Consider the following 10,774-nt stretch of genomic DNA (forward strand, 5'->3'; position numbering starts at 1 on the left):
CGTCAGATCCCGAAACCGGCGGGCAGGGGCGCGGAACCCAGCGCCAGCCGCACGATGAAGAAGACGCCCGCCGCCGCGACAATGAGGCACAGCAGGCCGATCAGGCCCAGCAGCGCGGTGCGCGACACGGGCTTGTGGATATAGTCGTCGACGATGACCTTCAGCCCCATGTTCATGTGCCAGAGGCTTACCGCCAACGTCACGGCCAGAAGCACCGCATTGACCGGCGAGGCGAACCAGTCGCGCGCGCCGTCATAGCCGCCGCCCGACAGGGTGAAGCCGCTCCACAGGCCCCACAGGGTCAGGGGCGCCAGGATCAGGGACGACAGCCGTTCGGCGGTCCATTCGCCCGCGCCGTGGCGGTCCGAGACCTTGACGCCCTTCACAAAGACCTTGGAGTCGCGGCTCACAGTACGACCCTCCCCGAGCTGAACAAAAGGGCCCAGAAGGCGACCGCGATGACGACGCCGCCGATCATGGAGGCCCAGGACAGAGTGTCGGCGGCCTTGGGAGACAGGCCACGTCCGGCGTCCCAGATCAGGTGGCGGATACCGCCGGTCAGGTGCAGGCACAGAGCGAGGGTCAGGCCGAACCAGACGAACAGCCCAAGCGGCGACCCCATCCAGCCGATGAAGGTCGCATAGGCCTCGGGTCCGAAGGCCAGGGCCATCAGCCAGACGAAGACCAGCACCGCCCCGACCGACAGGGCCCCGCCCGTCATGCGGTTCAAGATCGAGGCGAACATGGTGACGTGCCAGCGCCAGATCTGGAGATGGGGCGACAGGGGACGGATGCGGCCGTTGGGCTGGACCACGAACCGGCCGGTCTGGTCGTCAGAGGACGCAAGGTGGGGCGGGTCGTTGGAGGCGTCGCCCGGCAGGGGGGAGATCGACATATTGCGAATGGTTCTCAGAAACCTGAGCGAATTCAGCCGCTCGAAACCGGTGATCCGGGTTTAGTCAGCGTAGCGGCAAGGGTCAACGAAACGTGAGCAGGTGCGGCATCCGGGATCACGAATTCGCGGGCCGGGTGCACGGCCTTTGTCATTCGTGCAGGTTCGCGGCAGTCTGGCCCCCATGTCGGGTTTGATCGTCTTCGCCTTCGCGGGTCTGCTGATACAGGAGACCGCGCCGCATCCGTCCACACAGGCCGCCTATCAGGCGCCCGTGATCCGTCCGTTCGAGCCGGGCCGGAACTTCGGCCGCGAACCGGCCCAGGGCGACGCCGAGGGGGAGCTGTACCGCCGTCCGCTGGATACGCCGGTCGTGGTCGAGGCCTATGTCCGGTCCTATGAATATGCGCCCGACGATGCCGAGACGGCCTATGAACAGGGCGTGGCGTCGGCCGAGATCCGGGCCGACCAGGCCGCCGGTCCGCTGGAGGGGGCCTGGCGGGTCGTCGATGCGGCGGGACGGACGCTTTACGATCTGGTCCTCAACGACACCGGCGTTGGTCCGGTCGAAGGAGGATGGCGCGCTGAGGCGGGTTGGGGCGCGGCGACCTCGGACGGGACGACGCTGACGCTGGACGGCCCGGGCGCGATGACGCTGGAGCGGACAGGGAACGGCTGGCGCGGCGTGCTGACGATCGACGGCCAGACGCGCCCGGCGAGCCTTATCCGCCCGAACTGAGCCGGATGCGCGACACCGCCGCCTGTAGCCCGTTGGCTCCGTAAGGCACAGCCGCACCCCGCCCCCAGACCGGATCGGGCCACTGACCGTCGTCGTGGCGGCGCCCGATGACATGGACATGCAACTGGGCGGTGACATTGCCGAGGGCGGCGACGTTCAGCTTCTGCACCGGCCGTCCCGCCGCCCGACCGAGAGACCGCACCATGTCGCCGGCGCGAACGACCTCGTCCATCAGGGCGGCGCGTTCGGCGGGGGTCAGGTCCTCGATCTCATGCAGGCCGGCACGGCGCGGGATCAGGATCAGCCACGGGTAGCGGGCGTCGTCCTGCAGCCGCAGCTGACACAGGGGCCATTCGCAGGCGATGACGGAGCCCGACTCGAAGGCCGGATCGGCTTTGAACGCAGCGGTCATGCCCCTTCGGTCGCGCGACGGCGGCTACGGGTCAAGCGGGACCGTTCAGTTCAGCGCATGGACCAAGTCAGGCGGGCGTCAGGTCAGGCCGGCGCGAAGGTCAGGGGCGCGCCCCAGAACTGGCTGACCAGATCGGACTGCGGGCCGGCCTTGCCGCTGGTCAGGAAGTCGCGACGGCCCTGACCGCCGAGGTCGTACTCGGGATGACGCTGGAAATACCGGTCCAGGGCGTCGGCGACGGCCGTGGGCTGGTGGATCACCGGCGTGCCCGGCGGCAGGGCGGCGGCGAAAAGGTCGGCCACGATCTCATAGTGGGTGCAGCCGAGGATGGCCTGGTCCGGATGGCGGCCGATGCGGCGGCGCAGGGCGTCGACGTGGTCGTCGACCACCACCTTGAGCTCCTCGGCGGGAGCGCCGAGCTCGATCAGGCCGGCGAGGCCCGGACAGGGTTCGGAAAAGACGGCCAGATCCTCGCGCCGCTTGTCGATCTCGATCTCATAGACCCGGCTATGGGCCGTCGCGGCGGTGCTGAAGACGCCGGTGATGTCGATGGCCTCGATCTTGTCGCCCAGAGGCGTGCGTTCGGCCTCATAGGTCCACGGCAGGCCGGTCGCCGCCTCGATGGTCGGGACGATGATGCCCAGCACATTGATCGGGCGACCGTGGCGGGCGCGAGCTTCGGGCACCCAGCTCTGCTGCAGGCGGCGGAGCGCGATGGCCGAAGCGGTGTTGCAGGCCAGCACGATGACATTGGCTCCGGCCTCGAACAGCCGCTCGCAGCCGGCCCGGGTCAGGTCAACGATCTCCTCGCCGCCGCGTCCGCCGTAGGGGGCGTTGGCCTGGTCAGCCAGATAGACGAAATCCCGGTCGGGGAACCGCCGTGTTAGTTCGCGGTGAACCGTGAGGCCGCCCACGCCGGAGTCAAATACGCCAATCGCCATGGCGCGCGCTTTAGACGCCGCGCCGGTTCCCGTCTATCCATCCGGCCCCACAGACGGAGATTACCGCCCGTTCATGTGACAGTCAGGCCGGGAAGAGCCTAGGGTTGGCAGGAACGCATTCACGGACGGAGTTTACCCATGCACAGACGCCAGCTTCTCGTCGCCGGAGGCAGTTTGTTCGCCCTGTCGGCCTGCGCCTCCAACGGGATGTCGATGGGCGGGGGAACCCCGGCCGCGACGCTCGCCTCGGACGCCGCCGCCGCCCGCGCCGTCCTGCCGGTGCAGACGCCCCGGGCCGAGCTGCTGCAGGTCTGGACCGGTCCCTACGAGGGCGTGCCGCCCTGGGACCGGGTGACCGCGCCGAAGCTTCGTGCGGCCCTTCTGGAGGGCATCGAGCTTCAGCGCGCGGAAATCGAGGCGATCGCAAACAATCCCGAACCGGCGACCTTCGCCAACACCATGGTCGCCTTGCAGATGGCGGGGGACCCGCTGGACCGCGCCGGGTCCATCTATGGCGTGATGACCTCCAACATCGGGTCGGACGACTACAATGCCGTCGATACCGAGGTGTCGCCCCTGCTGTCCGCCGCCGGCGACGAGATCACCTTCAACGCGAAGCTGTTCGCCCGCATCAAGGCGGTAGCCGACAGCGCCGCCGCCGCGGGCCTGACCGCTGAACAGACGCGCATCGCCGAACGCAGCCGCGACGCCTTCGTGCGCAACGGCGCCGCACTGGACTCCGAAGGCAAGGCCGAGCTGGGCCGGATCAACACCGCCCTGGCCAACGCCTTCACCGCCTTCAGCCAGAAGGTCGTGGCCGACGAGAACACCTGGACCGTCATCCCCACCGAGGCCGGCGTGGCCGGCCTGCCCGCGTCGAACAAGGCCGCTGCGGCCGCCGCGGCCCGTTCGCGCAACGTCCAGGGCTGGGCCATCGTCAACACCCGCTCCAGCGTCGACCCCTTCCTGAGTTTCGCTGACGACCGCGCTCTGCGCGAACAGGTCTGGCGCAAATTCGTCAACCGGGGCGACAACGGCGACGCCAACGACACCAATGCGACCATCGCCGAGATCGTTCGCCTCAGGGCCGAACGGGCCCGGCTGCTGGGCTTCGGCAACCATGCCGAATGGCGCATGCAGGACACGATGGCGAAGACCCCTGCCGCCGCCAATGCGCTGATGATGCGGGTCTGGCCGGCCGCCGTCGCCCGCGTCGCCGAGGAAGTCGCGGACATGCGCGCCATCGCGGGTCACGATATCGAACCGTGGGACTACCTCTATTATGCGGAGAAGGTCCGGAAGCAGAAGTACGACCTCGACCAGAACGAGCTGAAACCCTATTTCGAACTCAACAACGTCCGCGCCGGCTCGTTCGAGATGGCGCGCCGCCTGTACGGCTTCACCTTCGACAAACTGCCCGCGGGCGCCGTGCCGGTCTTCCATCCGGACGTGACCGTCTATGAGGTCAAGGACGCGGGCCGACCGATCGGCCTGTACTACGCCGACGACTATGCGCGGGCCGGCAAGCGGTCGGGCGCCTGGATGACGACCTACCGGTCGCATTCGACCTATGACGGCGACAAGAACACCCTCGGCTCGAACAACAACAATTTCGTCAAGGCCGAAGGATCGGAACCGATCCTGATCTCGCTGGACGACGCCGAGACCCTGTTCCACGAGTTCGGCCACACCCTGCACGCCTATTCGTCGAAGGTGACCTACCCGGCCCTTGGCGGCACGCCGCGCGACTACGTCGAATATCCGTCGCAGGTGCACGAGCACTGGGTGCTGAGCCGGCCGATCCTGGACGGCTTTATGAAGCACTACCAGACCGGCGAACCGATGCCGCAGGCCCTGGTGGACAAGGTCCAGGCGGCCCAGACCTTCAACCAGGGCTATGCCACAGTCAGCTATCTGTCCTCGGCCCTGGTCGACATGGACCTGCACACCCGGGCTACGCCGCCGACCGACATCGACGCCTTCGAGCGCGAGAGCCTGGCCCGCTACGGCATGCCGAAGGAGATCGTGATGCGGCACCGCCTGCCGCAGTTCAATCACCTGTTCACCTCGGACGCCTATTCGGCGGGGTACTACTCCTACCTCTGGTCAGAGGTCATGGACGCCGACACCTGGGCCTATTTCGAGGAGTCGGGCGACGTCTTCAATCCTGACATCGCGGCCCGCTACAAGGCCATCATCCTGGCCGAGGGCAACACCACCGACCGCGCCGAGGCCTACCGCCGCTTCCGCGGCCGCGATCCGGACGTGACGGCCCTGCTCAGGGTGCGGGGTTTCCCGGTCAGCTGAGGTTTCCGGGCCGCAACGCATGGGGTCGGCGGATCGCTTCGTCAGCCTCATTCATTCGCGGGATCCGGCCGCTCAAGCACAGGGCGCGGGTCTCGCGTGCGGGTCAGTCTGGACGGCGTCGATGCCGTCTTTCACCGTCCGCATCCGCAGAAGGAAACGGACAAGGGCGCACTGAAATCCGTGCGCCGCTTTCTGACAGAGGCGGGCCACGTACCCGATCCCAAGCCATGACCACCATGACCCCCGAGGGCTATCTCGCTACCGTCGAACTGGACGAGGAGGCGGGACTGTTCCACGGCGAAGTCGTCAACACCCGCGATGTCCTGACCTTTCAGGGCCGGACGCTGGACGAGTTGAAGGCGGCCTTCACTGACACTGTCGCCGACTATCTCGACTGGTGCCGCCAACGCGGCAAGACGCCGGACAAGCCGTTTTCCGGGACGTTCTCGGTGCGGGTCGCGCCCGAGGTGCACCGCCGGGCCGCGGCTGCGGCGGCGCGGGAAGGCAAGAGCCTGAACGGTTTCGTGGCCGAGGTGCTGGACCGAGCGGCGGCGAACCAGCCGTGACGACCCATTGCTGCCAGATGATGAGGAACAACGTTGAGGCGGAGTGCGGTCAGCATCCGAACCGACACGATTGCCCCGACGCTTTGATCGACTTCTGGCCCGCAAGCCGAACCTACGGCCTGATGATCCACGACGGTGGAGCGTCGGTGATTGTGATTTCCTACTGCCCATGGTGCGGGACCAAGCTGCCGGACCGGCAGCACTGAGGGCCGCGCCTTGTCTTCGCCTCGCTTTTCCCCCATAAGCCGCCGCTTCCGACGCAAGTGAACCTCGCGTCTCCACCATCACGACCCCGGTTTCGACCGGACGAGGATGGCGAGAACCCTCCGCCGACGTGATCGTCGCCGGAGGCCATTTCGCTATGGAGACCGTCTCACCCGTCGGTGCTGAGTGGCCCATTTTCTGGATCCAGGTCGTCGTGACCTGAAACGAAAATGGGCATGAGGTTGTGAATGTTCGAGGCTCTGAACGAGCGGCTGACAGGCGTCTTCGACCGGATCACCGGGCGCGGCGCCCTGTCCGAAAAGGACGTGGCCGAGGCGATGCGCGAAGTCCGCGTGGCGCTGCTCGAGGCCGACGTCGCCCTGCCCGTCGTCAAGGATTTCATCGCCTTCGCCACCGAGCGCGCCACGGGCGAGGACGTCATCCGCTCGGTCAAACCGGCCGATCAGGTGGTCAAGATCGTCTATGACGGCCTGGTCGAGATGCTGGGCGGGGACGAGCCGACCCCGATCAACCTGAACGCCACCCCGCCCGCCGTCATCCTGATGGCCGGCCTGCAGGGTTCGGGCAAGACGACGACCTCGGCCAAGCTGGCGCTGCGGCTGACCAAGTTCGACCGCAAGAAGGTCATGATGGCCTCGCTGGACACGCGTCGTCCGGCGGCTATGGAGCAGCTGCAGACCCTCGGCAAACAGATCGAGGTCGCGACCCTGCCGATCGTGGCGGGCGAGTCGCCGATCCAGATCACCCGGCGCGCGCTGCAATCCGCCAAGCTTCAGGGCTTCGATGTCCTGATCCTCGACACCGCCGGCCGGATCACCCTCGACGAGGCCCTGATGGCCGAGGTGGCGGAAGTCGCCGCCGTCGCCAAACCCGTCGAGACCCTGCTGGTCGCCGACAGCCTGACCGGTCAGGACGCGGTTCGCACCGCCAAGGCCTTCCACGACCGCCTGCCGCTGACCGGCCTCGTTCTGACCCGCGCCGACGGCGACGGCCGCGGCGGGGCCATGCTGTCGATGCGCGCCGTCACCGGCCTGCCGATCAAATATATCGGCGCGGGCGAGAAGGTCGACGCTCTGGAAGTGTTCGACGCCCGCCGCGTCGCCGGCCGCATCCTGGGTCAGGGGGACATCGTCGCCCTGGTCGAGAAGGCGTCGCAGGAGCTGGACGCCTCCAAGGCCGAGGCCATGGCCCGCAAGCTGGCCAAGGGTCAGTTCGACCTCAATGACCTCGCCGCCCAGCTGCAGCAGATGAAGAAGATGGGCGGTCTTCAGGGCATCATGGGCATGCTGCCCGGCGTGGCCAAGATGAAGGCCCAGATGGCCGACAGCGGCGTCGACGACCGCATGATCGCGCGTCAGGAGGCCATCATCTCCTCGATGACCAAGCTCGAGCGCAAGAAGCCCGACCTGCTGAACGCCAGCCGCAAGAAGCGGGTCGCAAAGGGCGCCGGCGTCGAGGTCCAGGAGATCAATCGCCTGCTCAAACAGCACCGCCAGATGGCCGACATGGTCAAGTCCATGTCCAAGGGCGGCGGCAAGGGCATGAAACAGATGGCCGCCATGATGGGCGGTCTCGGCGGCGGCCAGATTCCAGGAATGGGGCGCGGCGGTCCTGACATGGCGCGCCTCAAGGCGATGGGGGGCGGCCGCATGCCCGAACCCAGCGCCGACGAAATGAAGGCCCTTCAGGACCGGCTCGCCGGCCTGGGCGGCGGACAACTTCCGGGCGGCCTTCCGGGTCTTCCGGGCTTCCCTCCCAAGAAATAATTCGACTTAAAGAAAGAGACTGAAAATGTTGAAGATTCGTCTGGCCCGCGGTGGCGCCAAGAAGCGCCCCTACTATTACATCGTCGTCGCCGACAGCCACTCGCCCCGCGATGGCAAATTCATCGAGCGCGTCGGCACCTACAACCCGATGCTGCCGCGCGACGGCGAGCAGAAGCGCGTCACCCTGAAGACCGACCGGATCGCCGAATGGCTCGGCAAGGGCGCCCAGCCCACCGACCGCGTCGCCCGCTTCCTGAGCCAGGACGAAGCCCTGGCCGGCAAGGTCAAATGGACCCAGTCCAACAACCCGAAGAAGGCCGAGCCGGGCAAGAAGGCCCAGGAACGCGCCGCCGAGCGCGCCCAGCGCGAAGCCGACCGCGCCGAGGCCGAAGCCGCCGCCAAGATCGAGGCCGCTGAAGCCGCCGTCCGCGCCAAGGAAGAAGCCAAGGCCGCTGCTGAAGCCGCCAGGAACGCGCCGGCGCCCGAGCCCGAAGCCGCTGCTGAAGAAGCGCCCGCCGAAGCTGCCGCTGAAGAGGCTCCGGCCGCCGAAGCTGAAAAGACCGAAGGCTAAGGCCTTTTGCGCTGTCGCCCCGGTCTTCGGATCGGGGCGGCGATGCAACATCTTCGATGAGCACCCCCTCCCCCGCCAACCTGATCCTCGTCGGCCGCGTCTCCGGCGGCTTTGGCGTGCGCGGCGAGGTGAAGATCGCCACCTATACCGAAGAGCCGATGAGCCTGGCCGGCTTCAAGGCGCTGCTGCGCCAGGATGGCTCGCCGGCCCTGACCATCGTCTCGGCCCGCGTGGCCAAGGAAGGCCTCGTCACCCGCTGCAAGGGGATCGAGACCAAAGAGGCCGCCGACGCCCTGCGCGGCCTGCGCCTGTATGTCCCCCGGGCCTCCCTGCCCGAGCCGGACGAGGATGAATTCTATCTGACCGACCTGGTCGGCCTGGCCGTTCGCCACATCTCCGACAATGCCCTGCTGGGTTCGGTCAAGAGCGTGCAGAACTTCGGAGCCGGCGACCTGCTCGAAATCCAGCCCGCCCTCGGCGGCCAGACCTGGTTCCTGCCCTTCACCCGCGCGGCCGTTCCCGACGTGAAGATCCAGGAACGTTTGATCCTCGCCGATCCGCCCGCCCTGGTGGGAGAACCGGAAGGTCCGGTCGAAGAGGCCGATGACAGCGACGGCGCCGAGCGCCACTACGACTGACGACGGCCAACCCCAGGAGTTCGAGGACATGGCGACCGACGGGAAGTGGCGGGTCACCGCCTCGCGCTATGTTCACAAGGATCGCTGGATCGCCGTTCGGGCAGACGATTGCATCACCGAAGAGGGCGCGGTGGTCGCCCCCTATTACGTGCTGGACTATCCCGACTGGGTCGAGATCATCGCTCTGGACGCCGCCGACAACGTGCTGCTGGTCAAGCAGTACCGGCATGGCCTGGGCGGGCTATCGATCGAACTGCCCGCCGGTGGCATGGAGCCGACCGACGCCGATCCGCTGCAGGCCGCCAGACGCGAACTGCTGGAAGAGACCGGGTGCGCCGGGGTTCTGACCCTGGTCGGCGAAACGCGGGCCAACGCCGGCACCCATTCCAACCGCACACACATCGTCCTGGCGTGTCAGGTGGCGAAGGTCGCCGAGCCCAAGGACGACCCGACCGAGCGGATCGAGAGGCTCTGGGTCCCGGCCGCCGAGGCGCTGCGGATGGCCCTGGCCGGCGAGCTGACCGTCGGCATGCAGGTCGCCTCACTCCTGCGCGGCCTGGCTCAAGCCGGCGTGGCGTCAATCAGCCTGGCGAAACCCGCCAGGTCTTGATCCGCATCGGGCATTCCTGCGCCACCTACGCCCAAGAGCCGATACGCCTGACCGGCTTCAAGGCGCTGCTGCCCCAGGATGGCTCATCGGCCCTGGTGGATGAGCCCGAAGGGCCGGCGCAACAGGATTGATCTCGAAATCAATCGAAGAGAGAGTGTTTCCTGCAACACCCTTAAAGCGATTTCGAGCCCGATGCCCGTCGATCTACCCGCCGCCGACAGGGCGTTTGCCCATATCCATCAGATCCGGGGCCAGAGTGTCGTCCTCGACGACGCGATCGCCGCTCTGTTCGGAGCCGAGACCCGGCGCCTCAACGAACAGATCCGCCGAAACGCCGCACGGTTCGAGGGCTATGCCTTCCAACTGACGGCTGAGGAGTTCGCCCGTTTGATATCGCAAAATGCGATATCAAACTCCCGAGGTGGGCGACGGACACGGCCGTGGGCCTTCACCGAACACGGCGTGGTCATGGCTGCGACCGTTCTGAAATCCGATTCCGCCGTCGCCGCGATGAAGATGGTCGTCGAGGTCTTCGTCAGTGCGCGTCGAAGGCAGGATGCCTCACCGCAAATCACCAACGGCGTGAGTGTTGGAAACGGCCTGATCCCCAGGCTGACCCAAGCCATGGCGGCGGTGCTCGACTCGGTGGTGAACCAGCGTCACGGCGCCTCCGTCCGGGAAGAGGCCCAGGACCTGCTGGACCGCTCCATCGCCCATCTGAAGGATCGGCTGTCGCGCGCCGGTCTCGAAAATGAGGAACTTGCAGCCCGGGCGACCAAGCTTCTGGCGGAAGCCGAGGCCAGCAAGGCGACCGCCGCCAAGACCCAAGCCGAGGCCGGCGAAATCGAATTGCGGGTCCTGGCGCGCAAGCTCCAGTTGGTGATCGAAGCCGAGCGCGCGATGACCGGGGGCGATATCGACCGGTTCGTCGGGGTCCTGGAACGGCTGGGCGGTTAGAGCCCGCCTACTTCTTGATCCGCATCAGGCATTCCTGCGCCACCGAGGCCAGAAGCGTGCCGTCCTGGCTGAACATCTGGCCGCGCACCATGCCGCGACCCTGCGAGGCGCTGGGGCTGTCCTGGGCAAACAGGGTCCAGTCATTGAAGT

At 67.2% G+C, this 10,774-nt stretch carries 14 protein-coding genes and 1 pseudogene; 10 read left to right on the forward strand and 5 right to left on the reverse strand.

The window, feature by feature from the left end; genetic code table 11:
• Positions 1 to 2: 2 nt before the first annotated feature.
• Together sdhD and sdhC are read right to left on the reverse strand one after the other, a co-directional pair.
• Positions 3 to 410: a succinate dehydrogenase, hydrophobic membrane anchor protein gene (sdhD, locus tag Q8K49_RS07690; protein WP_305305149.1), complete on the reverse strand. Its 408-nt coding sequence runs from the start codon at positions 408 to 410 to the stop codon at positions 3 to 5.
• On the reverse strand, positions 407 to 895 hold the full coding sequence (sdhC, locus tag Q8K49_RS07695) for a succinate dehydrogenase, cytochrome b556 subunit (RefSeq protein ID WP_305305150.1): 489 nt from the start codon (positions 893 to 895) through the stop codon (positions 407 to 409). Before sdhC ends, sdhD begins: the two co-directional genes overlap by 4 nt.
• A gap of 181 nt (positions 896 to 1,076) precedes the next feature.
• On the opposite strand from sdhC, the gene Q8K49_RS07700 reads away from it, so the two are divergent.
• Positions 1,077 to 1,631, forward strand: a complete 555-nt coding sequence (locus Q8K49_RS07700) for a hypothetical protein (protein WP_305305151.1) — start codon at positions 1,077 to 1,079, stop codon at positions 1,629 to 1,631.
• Here Q8K49_RS07700 and Q8K49_RS07705 read toward each other — a convergent pair.
• Together Q8K49_RS07705 and Q8K49_RS07710 are read right to left on the reverse strand one after the other, a co-directional pair.
• A complete protein-coding gene (locus Q8K49_RS07705; protein WP_305305152.1) occupies positions 1,615 to 2,043 on the reverse strand; it encodes an HIT domain-containing protein in 429 nt (142 codons plus the stop codon). The genes Q8K49_RS07700 and Q8K49_RS07705 overlap by 17 nt on opposite strands.
• A gap of 83 nt (positions 2,044 to 2,126) precedes the next feature.
• On the reverse strand, positions 2,127 to 2,984 hold the full coding sequence (locus tag Q8K49_RS07710; protein ID WP_305305153.1) for a glutamate racemase: 858 nt from the start codon (positions 2,982 to 2,984) through the stop codon (positions 2,127 to 2,129).
• 138 nt (positions 2,985 to 3,122) lie between these two features.
• Here Q8K49_RS07710 and Q8K49_RS07715 point away from each other — a divergent pair, with 138 nt between their 5' ends.
• The 9 genes from Q8K49_RS07715 (at position 3,123) to Q8K49_RS07745 (ending at position 10,624) form a co-directional block, all read left to right on the forward strand.
• Positions 3,123 to 5,291 (forward strand): M3 family metallopeptidase, encoded by a 2,169-nt coding sequence (locus Q8K49_RS07715; RefSeq protein WP_305305154.1) that lies wholly within the window; start codon positions 3,123 to 3,125, stop codon positions 5,289 to 5,291.
• A 96-nt stretch (positions 5,292 to 5,387) separates the two neighbouring features.
• The gene (locus tag Q8K49_RS14845) at positions 5,388 to 5,522 is read left to right on the forward strand and encodes a type II toxin-antitoxin system HicA family toxin (protein WP_370867743.1); all 135 of its coding nucleotides are present in this window, start codon (positions 5,388 to 5,390) and stop codon (positions 5,520 to 5,522) included.
• On the forward strand, positions 5,519 to 5,857 hold the full coding sequence (locus Q8K49_RS07720) for a type II toxin-antitoxin system HicB family antitoxin (RefSeq protein ID WP_305305155.1): 339 nt from the start codon (positions 5,519 to 5,521) through the stop codon (positions 5,855 to 5,857). Before Q8K49_RS14845 ends, Q8K49_RS07720 begins: the two co-directional genes overlap by 4 nt.
• 17 nt (positions 5,858 to 5,874) lie before the next feature.
• Positions 5,875 to 6,063, forward strand: a complete 189-nt coding sequence (locus tag Q8K49_RS14850) for a hypothetical protein (RefSeq protein ID WP_370867749.1) — start codon at positions 5,875 to 5,877, stop codon at positions 6,061 to 6,063.
• A 246-nt stretch (positions 6,064 to 6,309) separates the two neighbouring features.
• Positions 6,310 to 7,848 (forward strand): signal recognition particle protein, encoded by a 1,539-nt coding sequence (gene ffh / locus Q8K49_RS07725; RefSeq protein WP_305305156.1) that lies wholly within the window; start codon positions 6,310 to 6,312, stop codon positions 7,846 to 7,848.
• Positions 7,849 to 7,873: 25 nt separating this feature from the next.
• On the forward strand, positions 7,874 to 8,419 hold the full coding sequence (rpsP, locus tag Q8K49_RS07730) for a 30S ribosomal protein S16 (protein WP_305305157.1): 546 nt from the start codon (positions 7,874 to 7,876) through the stop codon (positions 8,417 to 8,419).
• Positions 8,420 to 8,475: 56 nt separating this feature from the next.
• Positions 8,476 to 9,057, forward strand: a complete 582-nt coding sequence (gene rimM, locus Q8K49_RS07735) for a ribosome maturation factor RimM (RefSeq protein ID WP_305305158.1) — start codon at positions 8,476 to 8,478, stop codon at positions 9,055 to 9,057.
• Between the two features lie 28 nt (positions 9,058 to 9,085).
• Positions 9,086 to 9,667 (forward strand): NUDIX hydrolase, encoded by a 582-nt coding sequence (locus Q8K49_RS07740; protein WP_305305159.1) that lies wholly within the window; start codon positions 9,086 to 9,088, stop codon positions 9,665 to 9,667.
• A 99-nt stretch (positions 9,668 to 9,766) separates the two neighbouring features.
• On the forward strand, positions 9,767 to 10,624 hold the full coding sequence (locus tag Q8K49_RS07745) for an ORF6N domain-containing protein (protein WP_305305160.1): 858 nt from the start codon (positions 9,767 to 9,769) through the stop codon (positions 10,622 to 10,624).
• 7 nt (positions 10,625 to 10,631) lie between these two features.
• On the opposite strand, the pseudogene Q8K49_RS07750 reads toward Q8K49_RS07745, so the two are convergent.
• A pseudogene (locus Q8K49_RS07750) lies at positions 10,632 to 10,774 on the reverse strand (acyl-CoA thioesterase domain-containing protein); the annotation flags it as partial.

The organism is Brevundimonas sp., from assembly GCF_030682035.1.
GTDB lineage: Bacteria > Pseudomonadota > Alphaproteobacteria > Caulobacterales > Caulobacteraceae > Brevundimonas.

What these genes read in the sequence shown, in the direction of transcription:
- sdhC (WP_305305150.1), bottom strand. Translation starts at nt 895, where the DNA reads ATGTCGATCTCCCCCCTGCCGGGCGACGCCTCCAACGACCCGCCCCAC.
- Q8K49_RS07710 (WP_305305153.1), bottom strand. Translation starts at nt 2,984, where the DNA reads ATGGCGATTGGCGTATTTGACTCCGGCGTGGGCGGCCTCACGGTTCAC.
- Q8K49_RS07700 (WP_305305151.1), top strand. Translation starts at nt 1,077, where the DNA reads ATGTCGGGTTTGATCGTCTTCGCCTTCGCGGGTCTGCTGATACAGGAG.
- Q8K49_RS14850 (WP_370867749.1), top strand. Translation starts at nt 5,875, where the DNA reads ATGATGAGGAACAACGTTGAGGCGGAGTGCGGTCAGCATCCGAACCGA.
- rimM (WP_305305158.1), top strand. Translation starts at nt 8,476, where the DNA reads ATGAGCACCCCCTCCCCCGCCAACCTGATCCTCGTCGGCCGCGTCTCC.
- Q8K49_RS07720 (WP_305305155.1), top strand. Translation starts at nt 5,519, where the DNA reads ATGACCACCATGACCCCCGAGGGCTATCTCGCTACCGTCGAACTGGAC.
- ffh (WP_305305156.1), top strand. Translation starts at nt 6,310, where the DNA reads ATGTTCGAGGCTCTGAACGAGCGGCTGACAGGCGTCTTCGACCGGATC.
- Q8K49_RS07705 (WP_305305152.1), bottom strand. Translation starts at nt 2,043, where the DNA reads ATGACCGCTGCGTTCAAAGCCGATCCGGCCTTCGAGTCGGGCTCCGTC.
- Q8K49_RS07715 (WP_305305154.1), top strand. Translation starts at nt 3,123, where the DNA reads ATGCACAGACGCCAGCTTCTCGTCGCCGGAGGCAGTTTGTTCGCCCTG.
- Q8K49_RS07740 (WP_305305159.1), top strand. Translation starts at nt 9,086, where the DNA reads ATGGCGACCGACGGGAAGTGGCGGGTCACCGCCTCGCGCTATGTTCAC.
- Q8K49_RS07745 (WP_305305160.1), top strand. Translation starts at nt 9,767, where the DNA reads ATGAGCCCGAAGGGCCGGCGCAACAGGATTGATCTCGAAATCAATCGA.
- rpsP (WP_305305157.1), top strand. Translation starts at nt 7,874, where the DNA reads ATGTTGAAGATTCGTCTGGCCCGCGGTGGCGCCAAGAAGCGCCCCTAC.